Origin of the sequence: Komagataeibacter xylinus, assembly GCF_009834365.1 — a bacterium.
GTDB classification, from domain to species: Bacteria; Pseudomonadota; Alphaproteobacteria; order Acetobacterales; family Acetobacteraceae; genus Komagataeibacter; species Komagataeibacter xylinus_D.
The window spans coordinates 80843-100812 of the sequence record NZ_CP041349.1 but is presented as its reverse complement, the minus strand read 5'-3'; the positions used below and the strand labels follow the sequence as shown (position 1 = coordinate 100812).

18 protein-coding genes and 4 pseudogenes are annotated in these 19970 nt (G+C 56.2%); 11 read left to right on the top strand and 11 right to left on the bottom strand.

What is annotated here, in order from left to right; genetic code table 11:
- Positions 1 to 39: 39 nt before the first annotated feature.
- The 3 genes from FMA36_RS17320 to FMA36_RS17310 all read left to right on the top strand — a co-directional run bounded on the left by FMA36_RS17320 (position 40) and on the right by FMA36_RS17310 (position 4750).
- A complete protein-coding gene (locus FMA36_RS17320; RefSeq protein ID WP_240906620.1) occupies positions 40 to 1197 on the top strand; it encodes an AAA family ATPase in 1158 nt (385 codons plus the stop codon).
- Positions 1187 to 3406 (top strand): S8 family peptidase, encoded by a 2220-nt coding sequence (locus tag FMA36_RS17315; RefSeq protein WP_159264240.1) that lies wholly within the window; start codon positions 1187 to 1189, stop codon positions 3404 to 3406. Before FMA36_RS17320 ends, FMA36_RS17315 begins: the two co-directional genes overlap by 11 nt.
- Before the next feature lie 378 nt (positions 3407 to 3784).
- Positions 3785 to 4750 carry an IS110 family RNA-guided transposase gene (locus FMA36_RS17310; RefSeq protein ID WP_167518068.1) on the top strand — a complete coding sequence of 322 codons (966 nt, stop codon included), beginning with the start codon at positions 3785 to 3787 and terminating at the stop codon, positions 4748 to 4750.
- A 103-nt stretch (positions 4751 to 4853) separates the two neighbouring features.
- Here the strand turns inward: FMA36_RS17310 and FMA36_RS19600 are convergent, their stop codons facing one another.
- Positions 4854 to 5162 carry a transposase gene (locus FMA36_RS19600; RefSeq protein WP_408885665.1) on the bottom strand — a complete coding sequence of 103 codons (309 nt, stop codon included), beginning with the start codon at positions 5160 to 5162 and terminating at the stop codon, positions 4854 to 4856.
- 230 nt (positions 5163 to 5392) lie between these two features.
- On the opposite strand from FMA36_RS19600, the gene FMA36_RS17300 reads away from it, so the two are divergent.
- Positions 5393 to 6262 (top strand): IS5 family transposase, encoded by an 870-nt coding sequence (locus tag FMA36_RS17300; protein ID WP_159264322.1) that lies wholly within the window; start codon positions 5393 to 5395, stop codon positions 6260 to 6262.
- Here the strand turns inward: FMA36_RS17300 and FMA36_RS17295 are convergent.
- Positions 6260 to 6457 (bottom strand): annotated as a pseudogene (locus FMA36_RS17295) (transposase); the annotation flags it as partial. The gene FMA36_RS17300 and the pseudogene FMA36_RS17295 sit on opposite strands and share 3 nt — an antisense overlap.
- A gap of 799 nt (positions 6458 to 7256) precedes the next feature.
- A pseudogene (gene mgrA / locus FMA36_RS17290) lies at positions 7257 to 8278 on the bottom strand (L-glyceraldehyde 3-phosphate reductase).
- 144 nt (positions 8279 to 8422) lie between these two features.
- Here mgrA and FMA36_RS17285 point away from each other — a divergent pair.
- Positions 8423 to 9346 (top strand): LysR family transcriptional regulator, encoded by a 924-nt coding sequence (locus FMA36_RS17285; RefSeq protein WP_159264237.1) that lies wholly within the window; start codon positions 8423 to 8425, stop codon positions 9344 to 9346.
- 95 nt (positions 9347 to 9441) lie between these two features.
- On the opposite strand, the gene FMA36_RS19850 is transcribed toward FMA36_RS17285, so the two are convergent.
- Both FMA36_RS19850 and FMA36_RS19845 read right to left on the bottom strand, forming a co-directional pair.
- Positions 9442 to 9735, bottom strand: coding sequence for a helix-turn-helix transcriptional regulator (locus FMA36_RS19850; RefSeq protein WP_346766535.1), 294 nt, complete (start codon positions 9733 to 9735; stop codon positions 9442 to 9444).
- A 192-nt stretch (positions 9736 to 9927) separates the two neighbouring features.
- Positions 9928 to 10418 (bottom strand): annotated as a pseudogene (locus FMA36_RS19845) (cupin domain-containing protein); the annotation flags it as partial.
- Positions 10419 to 10512: 94 nt separating this feature from the next.
- On the opposite strand from FMA36_RS19845, the gene FMA36_RS17275 reads away from it, so the two are divergent.
- Both FMA36_RS17275 and FMA36_RS17270 read left to right on the top strand, forming a co-directional pair.
- Entirely contained in the window at positions 10513 to 11526 is a 1014-nt protein-coding gene (locus tag FMA36_RS17275) for an SDR family NAD(P)-dependent oxidoreductase (RefSeq protein ID WP_159264236.1), read from the top strand.
- A 52-nt stretch (positions 11527 to 11578) separates the two neighbouring features.
- Positions 11579 to 12415, top strand: coding sequence for an SDR family oxidoreductase (locus tag FMA36_RS17270; protein WP_159264235.1), 837 nt, complete (start codon positions 11579 to 11581; stop codon positions 12413 to 12415).
- Between the two features lie 754 nt (positions 12416 to 13169).
- Here FMA36_RS17270 and vapC read toward each other — a convergent pair.
- Together vapC and vapB are read right to left on the bottom strand one after the other, a co-directional pair.
- On the bottom strand, positions 13170 to 13580 hold the full coding sequence (vapC, locus tag FMA36_RS17265; protein ID WP_159264234.1) for a type II toxin-antitoxin system tRNA(fMet)-specific endonuclease VapC: 411 nt from the start codon (positions 13578 to 13580) through the stop codon (positions 13170 to 13172).
- The gene (gene vapB / locus FMA36_RS17260; RefSeq protein WP_159264233.1) at positions 13581 to 13805 is read right to left on the bottom strand and encodes a type II toxin-antitoxin system VapB family antitoxin; all 225 of its coding nucleotides are present in this window, start codon (positions 13803 to 13805) and stop codon (positions 13581 to 13583) included.
- A gap of 272 nt (positions 13806 to 14077) precedes the next feature.
- On the opposite strand from vapB, the gene FMA36_RS17255 reads away from it, so the two are divergent.
- Positions 14078 to 14410, top strand: a complete 333-nt coding sequence (locus FMA36_RS17255; protein WP_159264232.1) for a hypothetical protein — start codon at positions 14078 to 14080, stop codon at positions 14408 to 14410.
- A gap of 28 nt (positions 14411 to 14438) precedes the next feature.
- Here FMA36_RS17255 and FMA36_RS17250 read toward each other — a convergent pair whose 3' ends face one another.
- Both FMA36_RS17250 and FMA36_RS17245 read right to left on the bottom strand, forming a co-directional pair.
- Positions 14439 to 14909, bottom strand: a complete 471-nt coding sequence (locus tag FMA36_RS17250; RefSeq protein ID WP_159264231.1) for a hypothetical protein — start codon at positions 14907 to 14909, stop codon at positions 14439 to 14441.
- 341 nt (positions 14910 to 15250) lie between these two features.
- A complete protein-coding gene (locus FMA36_RS17245) occupies positions 15251 to 16147 on the bottom strand; it encodes a LysR family transcriptional regulator (RefSeq protein WP_159264230.1) in 897 nt (298 codons plus the stop codon).
- A gap of 108 nt (positions 16148 to 16255) precedes the next feature.
- On the opposite strand from FMA36_RS17245, the gene FMA36_RS17240 reads away from it, so the two are divergent.
- Positions 16256 to 17134 carry an NmrA/HSCARG family protein gene (locus FMA36_RS17240; protein ID WP_159264229.1) on the top strand — a complete coding sequence of 293 codons (879 nt, stop codon included), beginning with the start codon at positions 16256 to 16258 and terminating at the stop codon, positions 17132 to 17134.
- 413 nt (positions 17135 to 17547) lie between these two features.
- Here the strand turns inward: FMA36_RS17240 and FMA36_RS17235 are convergent.
- A pseudogene (locus FMA36_RS17235) lies at positions 17548 to 17931 on the bottom strand (SDR family oxidoreductase); the annotation flags it as partial.
- Positions 17932 to 18032: 101 nt separating this feature from the next.
- A complete protein-coding gene (locus FMA36_RS17230) occupies positions 18033 to 18434 on the bottom strand; it encodes a nuclear transport factor 2 family protein (RefSeq protein WP_159264226.1) in 402 nt (133 codons plus the stop codon).
- 116 nt (positions 18435 to 18550) lie between these two features.
- On the opposite strand from FMA36_RS17230, the gene FMA36_RS17225 reads away from it, so the two are divergent.
- Both FMA36_RS17225 and FMA36_RS17220 read left to right on the top strand, forming a co-directional pair.
- Positions 18551 to 19081: a TetR/AcrR family transcriptional regulator gene (locus FMA36_RS17225; RefSeq protein WP_159264224.1), complete on the top strand. Its 531-nt coding sequence runs from the start codon at positions 18551 to 18553 to the stop codon at positions 19079 to 19081.
- 376 nt (positions 19082 to 19457) lie between these two features.
- Positions 19458 to 19874 carry a DUF6640 family protein gene (locus FMA36_RS17220; protein WP_159264222.1) on the top strand — a complete coding sequence of 139 codons (417 nt, stop codon included), beginning with the start codon at positions 19458 to 19460 and terminating at the stop codon, positions 19872 to 19874.
- Positions 19875 to 19970 lie beyond the last annotated feature (96 nt).

The window sequence follows — 19970 nt, the reverse complement described above, 5'->3', positions numbered from 1 at the left end:
GTCATAAATAATTATGCCAATCAAGTGGAAAAATTAGTTATGGTAAATCAGTCGTCTAGCGTGGACATGGGAGAAATTAGAGATATATCGACAGATCTAGCCCAGTCTATTCGCCTCGGTCTGAAGAGCGAAATTGACGGGATGCGGCTCTTTGCGGCTAAGCTGGTTCGCAAGTATCGCCAGTCGGTGCCAGACCTTTCGCGGCAGATTGACGAATATTTGCAAGCCGCACCCGTGGCATCGCCGATGCGGAAAAAGACGTTACCGAAAGCGGATCAGGAAGTTGCTGCTGAAGGTGACGATGCAGATCAATTAGCGTTGCTACGAATTGACACTGCTGGCGCCGTCGAGCCGCTTCTATCGGGAGCTGTAAGGCTTCCCATCCAGCAGCTGTTAGCCGAGCGTCGACAAAGCAAGAAGCTGCAGGCTCTGGGACTGGAGCCGATACGCTCGGCTGTTTTTGTTGGGCCGCCAGGCGTTGGCAAGACGATGACAGCGAAGTGGATTGCAGCAGAACTCGGCCTGCCGCTTCTCGTCCTGGATCTGACCGCGATCATGAGCAGCTATCTAGGACGCACAGGTAACAATCTGCGCGCCGTGCTCAACTATGCAAAGTCGATACCATGCGTGCTTCTCCTCGATGAAATCGATGCGATCGCAAAGCGTCGCGGCGACATGTCTGACGTTGGCGAATTGAAGCGGCTTGTCACCGTGATCCTGCAGGAGATCGACGCATGGCCATCGACAAGCCTCCTGCTAGCTGCAACGAACCACGCCGAATTGATAGATCCTGCCCTTTGGCGGCGATTTGACCAAACCGTGGAGTTTCCTCAGCCTGACAAACAACGCGTCGAAGAGTTGTTAAGGAAACTCATGTCGGGTGAGGGTCAGCAATTTGATCGTTGGCTTCCAACCATCGCGATGCTTCTTGACGGCTATTCGTTTAGCGACATCGAACGCACGGCCCGACAATTCAGAAAAGCCATAACGCTTAAGACAGCGTCGATCGAAGAGCTGGTCGAAGGTTTGGCGCGTCGGCACGCTGCCGTAATTGACCGCGTCTCCCGACAGCATCTCGCGAAAAAGCTGACACACCTAACGCGTCTGTCACAGCATAAAATTAGCGACATCACAGGCGTCAGTCGTGACACGATCCGTAAATATCAGAAACAGGAGCACATGACCCATGGCGACTAATTTTCTTATCGGTCGTGGGGAGCTTCTAGCACGTCAGGTGCCACCGCCGCGGCGCAAGCCGTCCGAGCCGAGCGTATATTCGCTGAATGAAGCTCGGGAATTGCTCGTACCCCAGTTTACGCAGGCTGTGGAGGTATTCGACAGGACACCTGCCGCGGCGTTCCCTAAAGACATCGCTGTCGGAAAGGTTCTTATCAATCCGAGTTTCATCGCGCGGGCGTATTTCCCTTCTAGCCTACTAAAGGAGGCTGGTCTTGAGGCGGTCGGTAGTAGAACCGTGCACGTAACGCCGAAGCGGTGGACCCGGCAGGGCGTGCCAGAGAAAGTGCCGACGACAGAGCTTTACGTTGCTGGCCGCCGCAAAAATTTTCGTTCGCTACCGAAGCTTGCAATATCTCTAAATGACGATGAGCAAGCAGCTCGGGATCTCACCCATATCGAAGCTTTCTCAGCGACCGATCCCGAAGACAAAGTGAAGGCAGTCGTTCGCGGGCATAAGGAAGCTGTCTACGAGGTCGGTGTCCATCTTCTTGCTGACGATGTCGACTCCGAAGACGTTCAATCAGCCTTTGCAAAGTTCGCTGAGCAGGCCGGTGTCGAGCTCATGGACAAGCTCGGCTTTATCGTCGGTAACCTTTGGTTCCTGCCAGTGCGCGGGAACCGAGGGGGCATCCACAAGCTGAGCGCATTCTCGCTCGTAAGGGTGATCAGGCCGATGCCCGCACTCAGAAGTATGCGACCCATACCGGCTCCGTTGAGAAGCGTAAAAATCACCTGCAGCTTGCCCACAGCGCAGCCTCTATCATTACAACCCCGAGTGGCGATCTTGGACGGAGGACTTCCTGATCATCACGCGATCGGGCCTTGGGTGCGCAACTATGAACTTATGGATCCTGATGCAAACGATCACGCTGACGGCCCTGAACATGGCCTCGCGGTAACCTCGGCCTTCCTGTTTGGACCGATTGAGCCCAATGGCTCAGCAGGTCGTCCTTATTCCTATGTCGACCATCTTCGAGTTGTCGATGAGGCTATCAATCAGGAACATCCTGCACAGCTTTATCGAACCCTTGGCCTGATCGACGAAGTATTACTGTCGAGACAGTACGAATTCATAAACTTGAGCCTCGGTCCCGATGAAATCGTCGACGACGGAGATCCCCATGGCTGGACGTCGCTCATCGACGAGCGACTAAGTAACGGTCGCACTTTCGTCACCGTGGCCGTTGGCAACAACGGCAATGAAGATGCGGAGCTTCAGCTTAATCGCGTCCAGGTTCCAGGCGATTGCGTCAACGTTGTAGCGGTTGGAGCTGCCGATTCGACCAAGAAAGATTGGGAACGCGCTCCATACAGCGCTGTTGGACCAGGCAGAAGCCCAGGCTTTGTGAAACCGGACCTCGTGGCCTTCGGGGGTAGCGCGGGAGAGTATTTCCACGCGCTAACACCAGGCAAGCGTCCATCGCTTTCTCCCCAACTGGGGACCAGTTTTGCTGCGCCCAACCTTCTCCGCAGTGCCGTAGGCATACGCGCAATTTTGGGCAAGGACCTTAGTGTCTTGGCGATCAAGGCGCTTCTCGTCCATAGTGCCACGCAAAATAACTTACCACAGGCTGAGGTCGGCTGGGGATGCGTCTCGGATAAGCTTGCAAACGTGATTACCTGCGGTGATGGCGTGGCGCGGGTTGTCTATCAAGGTGAACTTCGGCCCGGGAAATATTTGAGAGCTCCGCTGCCCATTCCCAAGAAAGGGCTCACAGGGAAGGTGAAGGTGAAAGCGACTTTCTGTTATTCGACACCAACCGACCCACACCATTCCGGCGCTTACACGAGATCGGGGCTTGAGGTGGTCTTTCGACCGAACGATGATCGGCGCAAGGACGGGAAGGCAAATGCTGAGTCTCGATCATTTTTTAATCTGCGAAAATACGCGTCGGAGCAAGAACGCCGCTCCGATTCTGGTAAGTGGGAAACCGTTCTTCATGCGGAGCAATCATTGCTAGGCAAGTCCCTTCGCGATCCAGTCTTTGATATCCATTATATCGCTAGGCAGGACGCAGGCCCCACTACTCGAGCGCGGCCGATCGCTTACGCGCTCGTCGTGACCCTCGAAGCACCCAAGCATGCTGATCTGTTTTCAACAATTCTTACTGAACACACCTCGCTCGTCTCTATCCAACCTGAAATTGCTCTTCCGATCACGGTGTGACGGTTTGTGTGGAGAAGTTATATGCCAGCTAAACCCGTAAAGCTCACGAATGGGCTCGCGTTCGACCAAGCAGGAAATGCCAACGCATTTTATCGGGAGATACTGAACAAAGGGGAGCTAGGAGCTTATTTGAGCGGCAAGGAAGCTTCGACAATCGATGCTCTAATTAGGCGCAGGACTTGTCTTATGAAATCCGGGTCGCTGTATGCGACAAAGGCAGCAGTCAGGAGGTGGCCACCTCGTGACTGCTGGAGAGAGCGGGTCGAGTCAGGATAGGCCATGATGGGCCGCGAATGAGTATGACCGCCTCTTCTTTTCCTCGGGCCTGAACGGATACCTGGGAGAAAATCCCGGATGACAAGCATAGGACAATGGGAAATGGCACAGACATGCTCAAAGCTGGAGAGTCATGACGTTGTTGTTGGCATTGACGTTTCCAAGGATCACCTTGATGCCGCTCAATATCCATCTGGTGACCTGATCCAGACTTCCAACGATACGAAAGGCCTCAGAACGCTTCTACGATGGATTGGCAGGCAACATGCTGTGCATGTTGTCTTCGAGGCGACCGGCCCTTTCCATCGTCAACTGGAGAGTCATCTGGCCAAGGCCGGCATCCCATTTTCACGGATCAATCCGCGGCACGCAAGAAAGTTTGCTGAAGCAACAGGGAAGCTTGCAAAAACGGATCGGGTAGATGCCATGATGCTGGCCAGGATGGGAGCACTTCTTGAACCCAGGACGTCTACGATCTGCAACGAGCTGCAGTCTGCGCTCCAGGAACTGGCAGCTGGACGACGAAATCTGACCCGTGACAGGACAGCCCTGCTCAATCGCCAGCAAAACCTGCAGCTCAGTCTCCTAAAACGTCTGACACGCTATAGACTTCGTCAGATAGAGGCTCAGATCGCAGCCATCGATCAGGCAATCAGCGAACTGATCTCGACAGACGAGAGCCTCTCTCGAAAACGCACCATTCTGGTCAGTATTCCAGGTATTGGAGAGGCCACGGCTGCGATGCTGATCGCTGATATCCCCGAGCTGGGCACACTGGAAAATGGGCAGGTTGCTGCGCTCGCAGGTCTGGCTCCTGTCACCAGGCAATCAGGAAAGTGGCAGGGTAAAAGCTTTATTCGGGGTGGTCGGATTCATGTCAGAAACGCCCTGTACATGCCTGCTCTGGTTGCCATGCGGCATAACCCTGACCTTCGAAGCATTTATCTTAGTCTGACGGATAAGGGAAAGCACGCAAAAGTGGCTCTGACCGCTCTCATGCGGCGTCTCGTCATTCTGGCGAATGTCCTGTTACGCAATGACAGGTTATGGGAACCACGCCACACTTGACCAAGACGGATACTCATTCTTTGAGATAGAAGATGAAACTTGCTGCGATCTGGATTGCGGACATGAACGTGTGAGCGCAGCGGTCGTATCTGGTCGCTATACGTCACCAGGCTTTCAGCTTTGCGAACATGTTTTCGATAAGGTGGCGCTTTTTATAAAGGTTCCAGTTGTAAGATGGCTTTGATTTCTGGTTCTTCCTCGGTGGAATGCAGGCGGTAATGTTTCGTTCGACAAGAAATCGTCTGATCCGGTTGCTGTCATAAACCCGATCCCCGACGACCTCTTCTGTTCCTACCGGCAGGTGCGCCAGAAGAACATCTATCCCTTTGAAGTCACTGACCTGTCCAGCAGTCAGATGAAACCGGATCGGTCGGCCCTGACCATCGCGCACGGCATGGAGTTTTGAGTTCAGGCCGCGTTTCGTGCGTCCGATATCGCGGGGAAAAACCCCTTTTTAAGCAGGGAGGCTGCTGTCCGGTGTGCTTTCAGATGTGTCGCATCGATCACCAGGCGCTTCGAACGGCCAGCCTGTTCTGTCAAGGCGACAAAGATCCGGTCAAAGACACCCAGGCGGCTCCACCGGATCAAGCGGTTGTATAAGAGCCGGTTTGGAAAATCGGTCTGATGCGATTCAAGCTCTGGATGTGGACGCCAGAGCAGAGGGGCCGGATGGCCGGGATTATCAGCAAGACGAAACGCTACCCGTCTGACATGACGGACGATGAATGGGAGCGGATCGCGCCATTGATGCCAAGTCTTGGGCGTCGTGGCCGCCCACGGGAGGTTGAATTCCGTGAGGTGATCAACGCGGTGCGCAATCTCGTTCGTTCAGGCTGCGGTTGGTGGATGCTGCCGATCCACTTCGGGCACTGGCGCACGGTCTATGGCTGGTTCCGGGAACTGGCGCGACGGTTCCTGTTCCAGACTATCCATGACGTTGAACTGATGCCTGACCGGGAGCAGGCAGGCCGCGAGGCTAGTCCGACAGCGGCGGTGATCGACAGCCAGAGCATCAAAGCGCCTCATGCGAGGACAAGGGGTTACGATGCCGGTAAAAAAGTCGTCGGGCGCAAGTGGCATATCGTCGTCGATACGGACGGGCGCCTCCTGATGGTCAACCTGACTCCGGCCGACATCTCCGACAGTGCCGGCGCTCAGATGATCCTGGATGCGATCCGCAAGCGTTGGCCGTGGGTAAAGCATCTGTTCGCCGATGGCGCCTATGACTGCCTGAAGTTGATGGACAAGTCGATTTATCTGGATTTCATCGTCGAGATTATCCGCCGCCGTGACGGAGCAAAGGGCTTCGAGGTGTTGCCGCGATGCTGGGTGGTCGAGAGGACCTTTGGCTGGATGACCCGCTGGCGCCGGCTCGTGCGTGATTACGAGCGCCGCGTCGCCGTGTCACAGGCCATGATCTTCGTCGCCATGGGCGCCATCATGCGAAAGCTCGTTGTCCTCGCAAACGCCCTGCTTCACAAAGATCGGCTTTGGACGCCAAAAGCCGCTTGACCACAACGGATACTCTAAGATCTTTTGCGGACCATACGCTTTCGGGGCATCTTTCCACTGAAGACCGTTGCGGACCACGTAAACAATCCCGCTCAGAACACGACGGTCATCCACACGTGGAGCCCCATGAGCCAGAGGGAAAAATGGCCTGATCCGTTCCATCTGGCTCTCGGACAGCAAAAACATGTCACTCACAGCCTCAACTGCATCGGTAAGCCTGTGAATCACCATGCCCCACTCAGTTCAATAAATTAATAGGTCCTGAGCCTAGCACTACAGTTGCAGTCTATTTTCCGATCCAGAAAAACGACAAAATTACGGTTTTTCTCGCCGTAGATCGCCTGAAATTCGAGCCTTCTGAAAAGTATGGAAGCCATGAACAATTAACGAACAAAACAAACTGCAACTGTAGTGCTAGGACGGCGCCGGATCAGTCCATTTTGTCGGCGCACATCGCGATGCGTTTGCATTCCTTGAGATTACAGAAGAAGTTCTCGATCAGATCCACTATTTATATATTTAGAGCGATCCAGCGGCAGCGGCTTTGACCGATTTGGGTGCTGAGAAGTGACGACCCAGCCGTCATCCCGAGGTGGCTTTCATTTCGGGGTAGCAGCATGCCCTCAGCTGAGCCCCTTCCCTTTTCTCCTCCACCCCGGTACGCCGGAGCACGCTCGTCAAACCCACGTACAGGACAGGTGGTTGCGGGTGTCAGGCACCCCGATTTAAACCTATCGAAGCCAAACTATTGAAATGATAGGATATTCGATAGGCGTGTTGTGGGGAGTGTAACAAAAAAACCTGCCAAGTCAGGAATTTAGCGGGGTTTTTAGGGCATTTCTGGTTGCGGGGGCCTGCAACCAAAGAAAACTGCTGCTTGTCAGTGGGTTCGTAGAGAGGCTCGCTGCATGACATAGTCGATTGATAAACGGTCGTTTTTATTAATGTTCTGTCTCACAAATCGTGCGATCCGCAGCGAGCGCCTATAAAGACATCAGTCAGACAAACCACGCCAAAGATCAATATTTCCCTCACGAGCATAACGATCAATCGTGTGCAGCTCTTCCGCATCAAAGGTAAGATTCTTCAGTGCATCAAGTGAGTCATCAAGCTGTTTGGTATTTCGCGCGCCGACCAGCGCAGACGTAACGCGGGGATCGCGTAGGACCCATGCAATCGCCATCTGCGCCAATGACTGGCCACGGCTACGGGCAATATCGTTGAGGGCACGGATATGGTTGAGGTTTTCTTCGCTCAGCATATCGCGGCTAAACGAGCCACCCGCCGCCGCACGGGACGCTTCCGGAACACCGTTGAGGTATTTTCCGGTCAGCAATCCTTGCGCCAATGGTGAAAAAGCGATGCAACCCGTGCCCAGTTCATCCAGCGTATCCAGAAGCTCCGTTTCGATCCACCGGTTCAGCATTGAATAGGATGGCTGATGGATCAGCAAAGGGACACCGGCCTCCTGAAGTATCCGGGCAGCTTCGCGGGTTCTTTTTGGTCCATAAGACGAGATACCGATATATAATGCCTTGCCCTGACGGTGCATGTGAATCAACGCGCCCATCGTCTCTTCCAGTGGCACATCCGGAGTAGGGCGATGTGAATAGAAGATATCAACGTAATCCAGCTTCATACGCATGAGGCTCTGGTCCAGTGAGGCCAGAAGATATTTGCGTGATCCGCCATTGCCGTATGGTCCCGGCCACATATCCCACCCGGCCTTCGATGAGATGATCATTTCGTCACGGTGACTCTGAAAATCCAGTTCCACGATGCGACCAAAATTTTCCTCAGCAGAACCAGGAGGGGGGCCGTAATTGTTAGCCAGATCAAAATGGGTCACACCACGATCAAATGCCCGCCTGATCGTCGCCCGACCAGTCTCGAAGACATCCTCCCCCCGAAATTGTGCCACAGCCCGAGCGAAATCGGTGGCAGATCCAAGCCTGAGCGACCACACCGCCGGAAGGTTGCCTGTTCATAACGCTGCGATGACGGTGTCCATGTCATGATTGAAAATTCCTTCTGTCTTACAGTCAATTATTGTCAGCTATCTACACAGCCGTTCGCCAACACCCGACTGGTGCACACAAAAGTTAGGTACTTTCCCTGCTCGTCGAAAGGGCCTTACGATGATCTCAATTCAACGTAACATTGAAACAGGATCATCTTTTGCGTCACGTCGATCGCTCCGATCTCGCTGATCTGAATGTATTTCTGGCTATTGCGCGTTGCGGCAGTTTCCGCCTGGCTGCCGTTGACCTGAACCTGACGACTTCCGCGGTAAGCCATGCGATGCGTCGCCTGGAAAGCCGGCTTGGTGTGAGGCTCCTGCATCGGACCAGTCGCTCGGTAGCGCTTACGGCAGCAGGTGACGATCTGTCGAAAGCCTTGCACGTTGGGTTCGAGGCTATTGCCGGCGGATTATCAGCGCTCGAAGGACAACGTACAGAGCCAACAGGGCGCCTTCGTCTTAATGTTTCGAAAGATGCGGGGCAGTTACTGCTAGCATCTGTGTGGGAGGATTTTTTTGCTCGTTTCCCGCTCATCCATCTCGACATCACAGTAGATGATCGTCTCACTGATATCGTGGAAAGCGGATATGATGCCGGCATCAGATTCCTGGACCGTGTGCCGCAGGATATGATCGCCATACCTCTCACCAAACCGCTGCGCTGGGTCGTCGCTGGCGCTCCCGAGTATCTGAACCGTCACGGACGCCCTCTGAAACCCTCGGATATATATCAGCATCAGTGCATTCAGATGCGGATTGGCGATAATTCCACCTACCCCTGGGAATTCGGTAACGGTGACGAGATGATCCGGATCGAGGGCTCTGGTCCGTTACGTCTCAACGATACACAGATGGCTTTGGAAGCTGCCCGACGCGGGCTAGGGCTGGTCTATTGCCTGGAGAGGCGTATCGAAGCGGAGATCGCAGCAGGCACATTGGAAATTGTCCTCCCTGACTGGGCGTCAATGGGCGCACCATTCGCGATCTATTATTCAAGTCGGCGGCATCCTCCATCTGGACTGAGAGAACTGACGCACACAATTCGCATTGCCGAAAAACTTTGACGAAAAAAATCGTCATCTGATCCACTGAGCGCCTGAGGACGGCAGTGTGGTGGGGCAGGCATGATGCGAGGCGACCGGATTGCCGTTCACGACCGTTATGCCAGCAAGGGAACGTAGTCCCTGCCGACTGGCTCTCCCTTGCGGGTCTCGGTCAGTTCTTGCCTCTGATGGGTGCGGAATCGCGTCGGAGAGGCACCCATTACCCGCTTGAAGGCGTTGCTGAAGGCCGCTTCAGATGCGTAGCCGACCGATTGTGCAATCATTGCAATCGTCTTTTCTCCGTCACGGAGCGCACGCTCCGCAAGGTGCATACGCCACTGGGTCACGTAGGCCAGGGGTGTGACACCCGCTATTTCTCGAAACCGGGTTGCAAAGGCTGTGCGGGACATTCCGGCCGCTTTCGCAAGATCCGGCAGGTGCCATTCCCGGGCAGGATCGTCATGAATAAGTGCCAGCGCCCGTGCGATACGCAAATCGCTTATTGCACGGAGCCATCCGGCACCGCTGTTTTCCGACCGCGAAAGATAGCCACGCAGGATCTGTAAAAACATAAGTTGGGCAAGGCCAGAACACGCAAAGCCCGATCCGGCCTCATGACCCCGGAATTCCTCTACGAGCTGGCCGATCAGCCATTGCAGTTTTTCTGCTTCCCGGCCGCCTGCCTGAAGACGGATCAATGAAGGCAGACTGTCCAGAAGAATGCGTCCACTGACGGCGTCAAGATCGACGTGCCCCCCATGAGAAAGAAGTCGTCGCCTTCTCCGATCTGAACCACGGTCGGGGCGCCGATGGGGAAAACTTCCAGCGCATCCAATGGTTGTCGTGTCAGGTCTGTACCGAGCACAAATGATTTCGGCGCTGACAGGAGAACAACGTCCCCGGCCTGAAGCGAAACGACCTTTTCACTTCCTTCAACGCGCAGGAACGCTTTCCCCCTCACAATCGTAAAAAACTTGATCTTCGAAGGCGGGGGAAACGCGAGCGCCCAGACTCCGCCTGTGACGAATCCGCCCGCTGTTGAAGCGCGTGTTTCGGCAAGCGCAAGGATCGAAGAAACAGGATCAAGTGACATAACTGAACTATCACGCATGTATCATGCACGATCAAGCATTCTGCGTTCGGGCATGACGCTCTACAGTCAAGGGCTGTCAGCAGGAGACAGGTTTATGACTACGCCACAGACCCCGATCCATTCCGGCTTCACAGCCTCTTCGACCACCTCGCATGTCATCCGGGGATCAGATCTCGTGGGTAAAGTCGCGATCGTCACCGGCGGCTATTCTGGCCTTGGCCGAGAGACCGCGCGGGCGCTGCTCTCCGCAGGAGCCCGCGTCATCGTCCCGGCACGTGACGTCGAACGGGCGAAATTGGCGCTTGAGGGCCTGAGCAGTGTTGAAATTGAGCCTATGGATCTTCTCGATCCGGCTTCCATCGATGCATTTGCCGCTCGTTTCCTCTCAACCGGTCTTCCCCTTGACATGCTGGTCAATAGCGCCGGCATCATGGCGCTACCTGACCTCACGCTCGATGCACGGGGCTATGAGCTGCAATTCGCGACCAATCATCTTGGTCACTTCCAGCTTACGGCCCGTCTCTGGCCTGCCCTGAAGCAGACGGCCGGTGCCCGCGTCATCTCCGTGTCGTCCATGGGACACCGTTTCTCGCCGCTCGTCTTCGATGACATCAATTTCCGTGACCGTCCTTACGATCCCTGGGCTGCTTACGGGCAATCCAAGACGGCAAATATCCTGTTCGCTGTTGAACTCGATGCTCGTGGCAAGACCGATGATGTCCGGGCTTTTTCGCTCCATCCGGGAGGAATACCGGGGACAGGCCTCGAAAAGCATGTACCGGTCGAAGCATTAAAGGCTGTGGGCGTGATTGATGAATATGGCAATCCCAACATTGATCCCGCGCGGGATGTCAAATCCGTTCCAATGGGGGGTGCGACGCAGGTCTGGTGCGCGACCAGTTCCCGCCTTGCCGAGATGGGAGGCGTATTCTGCGTTGACTGCGATATTGCACCGTTGATGAAGGAACAGTCAGATCAGTTTTCAATTTCCGAAAATCACACTGAAGGACGCGACAAGGGCGTTGCCCCCTATGCGATTGATCCTGCTGCGGCCGCCCAGCTCTGGTCCCTCAGCGAACTGATGACGAGTGTGAAGTTCCCTGCCTGAGCCGGTTCTTCTTCTGCGCGTCAATTATTGCTTCACGATAGGAAAAAAAATCATGTCCAAGACTATTCTGATCACAGGGTGCTCTTCCGGCTTTGGAAAAGCCGCGGCTCACCTGTTCGCGAAACGCGGCTGGAATGTCGTGGCGACCATGCGCCATCCGGAAGCGGGGAAGGAACTGGCAGAACTGCCCAATGTCCTCGTCAATCGCCTGGATGTTCAGGATCACGCAAGCATCGTTGCGTCGATTGCCGAGGGTATCGGCCGCTTTGGAGGGATCGATGCCATCGTGAACAATGCTGGCTTCGGTGTTTATAATATTTTCGAGGCGGTCCCGCTGGAAAAAATGCGGGAACAGTTCGACGTGAATGTCTTCGGCCCAATGGAAGTTATCCGGGCGATCCTTCCGCATTTCCGGGAAAAGAAGGCGGGCATGATCGTCAACATTTCATCCGGGATGGGGATATTCGGCCTGCCGACCGGATCGCCTTATAACGCCTCCAAATTCGCACTTGAGGGCTTCTCCGAAGCCATTCAGTATGAACTGGCTGCTGTAGGCGTCACCGTCAAGATCGTTGAACCAGGTGCGGTGCCCGCGACGAATTTCCCCGCCCGGAGCGCCGCAGAAACAGGCTTCAATCCTGTTCCGGAAGATTACGCGGCTTTCTGCAAGGCAACAGCGGATCTGTTCTCTGGCTTTATCAAGGGAGCGGACAAGGATGCGGTTACCAAGGTTACGGAAACCATCTTCACTGCCGTAACCGACGGGACAGATCAACTCCGCTACCTACCAACGGACGACATCAAACCCCTTGTCACCGCACGCTGGGAAAAGGGAGAAACCGAATATATGGCAATGATGCGTAATACTTTTATGCCAAAGGGCATATAAATTACCGCTCATTAAAGAGTAGGTAAAAAAACGCACCGAACGAACAGGTCGAGAACGAGCAATTCGCAAAACTTCGTTTTTTGGGGCGGTTATCAAATCCGGCCGTTTCGCCAGAATTGGGTAGTCCTGGCGATTGCAGGTCTCGACTTTCAGGCGGGTAATCGGCCAACCTTGAGAAGAGGTAGGGGATGACACGGCTCGGACGCGGCCCTAACGAGATCCGAGCTACGGAACACCGCGTGTATTGATTGCCGATTGACCCCGCACTGGTACTCAATTTTCGGTCTTACCATTACAAACGAAGATCCTCGCATTTCAGACGGGTAGCTATGCGGGGAGAGCGGAATGTCCGGTAGCAGATCGCAATTTGAAATACCGGACACTCATGCAAACCATCAGTCGGCACTGATCGGGGCAGCTAGGCAATGCTCTCTACACCATGCGGGCATCATCACCGTCTTAGATGCCATTCCACGCTATGGGGGCCGATATCGAAAGCGGTCGGCTGGTCGAACACCACGTCGACGGGATCGCTCGCGGGCGCGCCGATAGCCCGTAACAATAGTTTATCTAACAACTGAACCGCCGGTTCGGGTAGCCGCTAGCTGATCGACCGGCTGCAGCTTTGCCCAGGCGGAGCAGCCGAACAGTAACCCGGACTTCGAGAAGGTCACTGTTGCGCGTGTGCCGCCGCTTAGCCTATTCCCCCCTGTTGCCTTTGCTATCGGGCCAAGCATCACCACGCCTTTCCCAATCAGACCGTGCCAGTAAGCCAGCCCTCCGTTCGAAGCCCCTCTACCCGCTGGAATTCCCGAAGGTTCCCCGTCACGACAATCAGCCCCCTGCTTCGGGCATGCCCGGCAATCATGAGATCATATGGACCTATGATACGGCCATTCCGTTCAAGAGCAGCCCGAATATCCGCTGTATGGGCAGCCGCTTCACTATCGAATGGCAGGACTGCCAGCCTTGCCGCGAAGTGCTCAACCTCGCGTCTGGTGCGCACAGGATCAGACGAGCGCTCCGCGCCATAAAGCAGTTCATACAGAACCACGTCCGAGATGCAGAGTTCCTCCGCACAGCTGTTGAATCTCGGACGCAGCCCTTGTGGTCGATCCCGCAACACCCGGATACAGAGATTCGTATCCAGCAGATAACGCAGCATTCAGAGCGCCTCGCGTTCCTGCATGGTCGGCTGGTTTCGCTCCCCCAGATCCACCCCGGGAGCCGCAAAGAAATCATCCCACGCTGCATCGGCCGGTGCGATGATCCGCCGTGAACCTTCGGACACGATGACGACGTCACGCACCTGCTCCCCGAAGGCGACCATCTTCGGCAGGCGCACTGCCTGCGAGCGGTTGGACATAAAGAGTGTCGTACGGGTCAGCATCGGCTATTCCTCCCCATGGATATGCATCACGTATATCCCGTTTAAACGAAGGTGTCCCGTACTTTCGGGCCCCTCCCCGCCACATGCATACAATCCGGACGGGTGATACAGTGGCTCTTCCGCCTGCCCCATGATGGAATCGCTCTCCTCTCTCCCGTAAAGATAAAAAGACAGCATTCTTGACAGACAGGCCACGAACATGGAGTGAGGCTTTCGCCCGCGCAGAAGAACGGGGGCGCCACCTAGCAGCCACCATTCTTGCTGGTCCGGACATGCTGACGGGGGAGGTTTTTACCCACCGCCTTGGCGTGACCGTCTCAGACCTGCGTGATCTGGAACAGGCCCATGCTGTCCTCATTCTGCCAGGCCCCTCACCACGGGGATCGCGCTATCCGGCTTGGCAGATCAGCGCGACGGGACAGCCCTTCCGTGTCCTGCCCGCGCTTTTCGACGCGCTGGGCGATAGCGGATGGACCATTTACCGCTTTCTGATGCAGTCTCATCCCGAACTTGCCGGTCAGACAGCCTTGGAAGCGCTTCGCGATGGCAGGGACGCACTGGTCGTCCGGCTTGCCCACAGCCTTGCGGAAGGAACCTTCGCCTGACCGCCCTTGCTGGTCGAACCTTTTCACTTCACCCCTCGCATACCCTGCGGGTCCGCAACGTGAAACGTAACCCCGACTGTCCGGCTGCCGGTGTCATGGCAACTGGCCCGATCATCCGCCGCAGCTTCAGCACGGTTTCCGTATCATCCCTTTCCCTCAGCGCGGCGATCGGCTTGCGGGCCTGTGTCGTGAAGCGGCGTGGAGCCGTCAGAACCGCACGCTGGTGGGTGCCGGCAATCTGCAGGCTGGCCCGCAGCCGGGCCGCCGGGTCTTCGAGTTGCTGCATACGCGTCTTCAGCGCAGGCGTATAGAGCCCGTCTTCAATTGCCGTCATCACTGACTGGATACGCCCGTTGACTATTGCAAGCTCCTGGCGCTCCCGTTCCATCCGCCTCTCCTGCAGACCGCCCTGCGCCTGTGCCTCCTGCTCCAGCGGATCCGCATGCAGCATGATCGTAACGGCAGCTTCTTCCAGCACTGAATGGATTTCCACATCCATGACCCGTGTCTCTACCGTCCGGCGATTGTCACACGCCTTTTCCCGGGCATGCGCAGCGTAGCCAGAGCGTTGTCGTCCGACATGAACGGTCTCCTCCATCTCACAGTCCGCAGGCCAGCAGGCGACACAACCCGGACGATGCCGGCAGGAGCTCCGCTCCCACGCCTTCACGGCAATCCACACACCTTCGGCAATCGCCCGGCCGCGGTTTTCGATTTCATCCGGATGGAACTGCACGGCCTGCCAGAGCGCGTCACACGATTCGCAAGTCCGGCACCTCGGTCCGGATCTAGCTTTCGGGCGGATTGGCGGCATAGCTTTTACAGCGATCCAGCCCTCACTCAGATCGGCGGGACGAAAATCTTCTCTGGGAACGCCTTTTCGACCACATCCAAGAAAGCACGGACCTTGGCGCCGATGAGACGGCGCGAGCTTTGGAGCGCCCAGATTTCAACCGATGGACCGGTGTGGGTTCCCCAGCAGGCCAGTCGGCCAGCTTCGACATCGTCCGCGACGAGAAGCTTCGGCAGCAGAGCCGCGCCCGCGCCTGCCAGCACGGCATCGCGCACCATCAGGAGTGACGAGAAGCGTATGACCGGTTCCGGCGCGAGGACGCTCTCGGGGGCCGTTCGGGAACTCATACGCCAGATGATGGTTGAGGGAGCAGCGCTCAGCAGGACGGCCTTGACGGGACACACCGCGCCGTCCGTCGTCGGGATGGGCCGCTTCATGTCTGTCGGCGCTACGATCAAACGTTCATCGGTGAGGAAACGGCGGCCGACAAGCATTTCATCCGGCGAGGGGTCGATGCGGATCACCAGGTCGTAGCCGTCTTCGATCGGATCGACCTTGCGATCCTCGGCGGAGATCTCAAGCTGGACTTCGGGATAGGCGAGAGCAAAACGGGCGGCGATCTGGGGAAGTGCGACATGGGCGAAGACCACCGGCGCGCTGACCCGCAATCTGCCCCTCGGGGTCGACGCACCCAGGACGACAGCCTCGCCGGCTTCCACGATTTCCGACAGAAGCCCGTCCGTACGCTCGTGGAGAGCGCGCCCTTCGTCGGTCAATCGCAGGCTTTTGGATCCTCGCTCGATCAGTCTGACGCCGAGGCTCAGTTCGAGTTCGGCGACCCGGCGCGACAGCGTCGCCTTCGGTCGGCCGGTCACACGGCTGGCGCGGCCGAAGCCGCCATGGGCAGCGACCAGATTGAAGGCGGAGAGGGCTTCGAGGTTCATCGCGCTGTTCCGATATTGAGACACGTCATCTCAAAAATGCCGTCTCATATTCTCGATTGGAACGGATATCTTTCTCTTCGAGACACAATATTTTCAGGAGTGTTCACAATGACTATTCTGGTGACTGGCAGCACGGGGACCATCGGGTCCCAGGTCCTGGCCCATCTAGAGGGGCGGAATATCGAGGTCCGCGCCCTGACCCGCTCGCCCGAGAAAGCTCAGCTTCCCTCCGGCGTGACACCGGTTCGCGGCGATCTTGCGGATGTGGATGCGATGCGCGCGGCGCTCAAAGACGTCAGCACGTTGTTCCTGTTGGTCCCGAACGTCGCCGACGAACTGACCCAGGCCATGCTGGCCCTGACGGTCGCGCGCGAGGCCGGCGTCAAGGGCATCGTCTATCTGTCGGTATTCATGGGCGAGGCCTACGCCGACGTGCCGCATTTCGCCGGCAAATTCACGGTCGAGCGGATGATCGAAGCGCTCGACCTGCCTACGACTATCCTGCGCCCGGCCTATTTCATCCAGAATGACCTGCGCCAGAAGGATCCTCTGCTGAAATTCGGTGCGTACGGCGCGCCGATCGGCGCAAGGGGCGTTTCGATGGTCGATATCCGCGACATCGGCGAGGCCGCCGCGATCGAACTGGTTCGCCGGGAGCAGGCCGTGGCACCGCTCGGCCGCGAGACCTATGCGCTGGTCGGTCCGGATGGCCTGACCGGCGAAGGTATCGCCGCCATCTGGAGCGCGGCGCTCGGCCGCTCCATCCGCTACGGCGGCGATGATCTCGGTGTGATGGAACAACGCATGAAGACCATGCTGCCGGCCTGGCACGCCCTCGATCTGCGCCTGATGTTCGCCCGTTACCAGACCGATGGGGCGGTCGCGACGGCAGGCGACATCGCGCACCTGACGAAGTTGCTTGGTCGTGCTCCGCGCTCTTATGCCGCGTTCGCAAAGGACGCCGCCACCCAGTGGGCGAACGGCTGAACGCCGACCCCACGCACCAGTCAGGGAGATGGTTCATGACGATCATCCAGCCTCTTCTGCCCCAGGACGTTGCCGCTGTCGCCGCGATGCGATAGGCCACCTTGGCCCACAAAGGCGAGAAAACCGGCCCCGAGGCACAGCCGATGTTCGACATCCTGCTGGCCGCCACGCCCCCGCTGCGGATGTGCGGATAGAACCCGGGACGCTCGGCGGTATTGCGGGTTTCTAGCTCCGACTACCAACCTATTTAGTCCTGGCATTTGATGGTGTGATATTTTCACGTGAGTGGAAGGAAGCATTATGGGACAGAGACGTCATGGCAGCGCCACAACCATCGCTCGTTCACAGCCCGTTCCGCAAGGCAGACATAGCCATGACGAGCAAAAATAGGACCGGAAATGAAAATGATCTGATCAGGCAGGAAGGATTACGCTTTTCCCACCATCTGCCATTGCGATCGACCCGACCATGAAGCTGGCCTCGTCGGATGCGAGAAAGGCAATCACCCTGGCGATCTCCTCTGGTTGAGCAGCCCGTCCGATAGGAGCGTGTTTGCCATAATCCGCAAGGGCTGATGGGCCGTCTGCATGAATATGATTGAGAATATTGGTTACGGTATCTCCCGCGCCCACTGCATTCACACGGATCCCATGACCAATGGCTTCCACTGCGAGTGTCCGGGTGAACTGGGCAAGGGCACCCTTCGATGCGGCATACGCTGCGATCGATGGAAATGTCTGAAAGCATGCGTAGGATCCGACATTAACGATAGCTCCACTACCGTTCGGGATCATCGCACGCATTAACGATCCGAGATGAATGTCCGGCTCCAGTCCAGATTGGCCGGGAAAGCGGAAGGGCATCTATCTGAGTGTTTACCTTCATAACCGTGTGTGCGTCAGGACGCCGCGATACGCTGTAGCTGGATCGGGTTCATGTAATCCCGGATCAACGTCACCTTGCCGTTACGTCGTGTGATGAACCATACATAGGTAATCTCGCAGGGGGCCCCGTCAGAAATCCGGTTATGGTGGCCTACCGCTTCCACGATTAGTTCTTCGCCGATTTCACGTACGCGCACATCGCTCACTGAACCGAAGCGAATGAATGACGGCAGACGCCGCATGTATGCGGCAATATTATCCCGTCCCGTCAGGCTGGTCGGCATGCCTTCAAGCGCAAATGGAAACTCATGGACGGCATCCGTGGCATAAATCGACATCCAGCCATCGATATCGCCCTTCCTGAGCGCTTCGAGTGCTGTCTCAAGCCAGTGGGGAAGGATAGATGTTGGCGCCATGCACCGCTCTCCGATATGAATTAAGGACCATGAGTCCAGAAATTCCATCCTTAACGGACCGACAGTCCGTAATGCAACGTAAAAATCGGGGGCGGCCGCCTGCGTCATCTGACGATATGCTGGCGGCCGCAGACAGGCTTTTTGCCCAAAGCGAGATTCCGGGTGCCGTGACAATGGATGCGATCGCTCTGGCCGCCTGTGTCGGCAAAGGCACCCTGTTTCGGGCATTCGGCAACCGGGACGGCCTGCTGGATGCGCTTTGGGCTGCCAAAATCGCTACATTGAAAGCTAGTGTTGAAAGCAGTGCCCCCCCATTTGATGCCAGCACTGCACCGCCAGATCGTCTTGTTGCGTTTCTTGATGCCATCCTGATGTTCAAGATTGCGAACAGACATCTGATCCGCGCCCGGGAACTCAGCGGGGGACTACTGCAATCTCCGCATTATCAATGGATGCATGCAGAAGCGAGACGCTGCATTATGGATGCGGCAGATACTGCCGATATGGCTTATGCCACCTATAATGCCCATTCTCTGTTAGCGGGACTGCATATCGACCTGATTGATGAGATGCTGGTACAGGGCCTGTCTCTCGAGACAATCCGGAAATTTCAGGCGACCCGCGCTAGAAATGTTCTTCACCCTTGATAAGAGATTTTTGCTTTAGGGAGAGTGACCGACTGGCAGCTTTGCGTTTTTTTACCAGTCAGATTTCGAGCAGAAAAAGCGATAAGTTGACAGCCGGAATAGGTATCTGAGCGAGCACATGACCTGATGATCATTCAAAAAAAACTCTCATAACTGACCAGAAAGCGACCAGTTCACACGGGCGAACTGGGACCACACATGAACCCAATGGGCGGGGTTGAAACTCCGTGCCCGGTCACATACTGTGCCTGTGGACGTGTAAAAGTCACAGCCCGGTTGGTAGTCCGGGTGGCATTTACGTTCGTGCAAGCTTCTCCGCCTGATCAGGAAGAAGCCACCCGCACGTCCTTTTCTGTGAACAGGAAAGGTGTGTCCTATGTTTATTGCTAAATGGATGATCGCTTTTGTCGCAATTTATGGCGGCCTGGGCGGCTTGATCTTTGACGCGGTGATACCATCAACCGCATGCCAGCACATACGAAATCCGAAGTGGCCACCCCATGCCAAATTCCATAACGGACAGACGATGCTTTTGGGATTTTGCAACGCTGCCATCGCCATTGCACTGCTATTCGCCTTGCCTTCGAGCCTTGGCAGTTTCTTGCTCGCGGCCGCACTTGCGGAAGCCTACTTCCTCTGCATGCTGATGGCACCTGTCTTCCCAGGTACCGCCTGGAGCGACCCTGAGTTCGTGGCTATAAACCCGAAGCCATTCGGCATTCCAGTGCAGAAATTTCTAAGCCTGCTTGCATCCGCTGTTGTTCTGATAGCTGTGCTGATCGTCATCGTATAGCCAATCTGCCGCCATGTCGCAGGATAGGGTAACGTCTCGTGGCATTACACCCTATGCGGCACCCGAATTAGCTAGCACTACAGTTGCAGTTTATTT

Bases quoted from the DNA above. Each gene is read 5' to 3' on its own strand.
- FMA36_RS17320 (WP_240906620.1), top strand. From the start codon at position 40: ATGGTAAATCAGTCGTCTAGCGTGGACATGGGAGAAATTAGAGATATA.
- FMA36_RS17315 (WP_159264240.1), top strand. From the start codon at position 1,187: ATGGCGACTAATTTTCTTATCGGTCGTGGGGAGCTTCTAGCACGTCAG.
- FMA36_RS17310 (WP_167518068.1), top strand. From the start codon at position 3,785: ATGGCACAGACATGCTCAAAGCTGGAGAGTCATGACGTTGTTGTTGGC.
- FMA36_RS17300 (WP_159264322.1), top strand. From the start codon at position 5,393: ATGTGGACGCCAGAGCAGAGGGGCCGGATGGCCGGGATTATCAGCAAG.
- FMA36_RS19850 (WP_346766535.1), bottom strand. From the start codon at position 9,735: ATGTCCCGCACAGCCTTTGCAACCCGGTTTCGAGAAATAGCGGGTGTC.
- FMA36_RS17275 (WP_159264236.1), top strand. From the start codon at position 10,513: ATGACTACGCCACAGACCCCGATCCATTCCGGCTTCACAGCCTCTTCG.
- FMA36_RS17270 (WP_159264235.1), top strand. From the start codon at position 11,579: ATGTCCAAGACTATTCTGATCACAGGGTGCTCTTCCGGCTTTGGAAAA.
- vapC (WP_159264234.1), bottom strand. From the start codon at position 13,580: ATGCTGCGTTATCTGCTGGATACGAATCTCTGTATCCGGGTGTTGCGG.
- vapB (WP_159264233.1), bottom strand. From the start codon at position 13,805: ATGCTGACCCGTACGACACTCTTTATGTCCAACCGCTCGCAGGCAGTG.
- FMA36_RS17255 (WP_159264232.1), top strand. From the start codon at position 14,078: ATGCTGACGGGGGAGGTTTTTACCCACCGCCTTGGCGTGACCGTCTCA.
- FMA36_RS17250 (WP_159264231.1), bottom strand. From the start codon at position 14,909: ATGGATGTGGAAATCCATTCAGTGCTGGAAGAAGCTGCCGTTACGATC.
- FMA36_RS17245 (WP_159264230.1), bottom strand. From the start codon at position 16,147: ATGAACCTCGAAGCCCTCTCCGCCTTCAATCTGGTCGCTGCCCATGGC.
- FMA36_RS17240 (WP_159264229.1), top strand. From the start codon at position 16,256: ATGACTATTCTGGTGACTGGCAGCACGGGGACCATCGGGTCCCAGGTC.
- FMA36_RS17230 (WP_159264226.1), bottom strand. From the start codon at position 18,434: ATGGCGCCAACATCTATCCTTCCCCACTGGCTTGAGACAGCACTCGAA.
- FMA36_RS17225 (WP_159264224.1), top strand. From the start codon at position 18,551: ATGCTGGCGGCCGCAGACAGGCTTTTTGCCCAAAGCGAGATTCCGGGT.
- FMA36_RS17220 (WP_159264222.1), top strand. From the start codon at position 19,458: ATGTTTATTGCTAAATGGATGATCGCTTTTGTCGCAATTTATGGCGGC.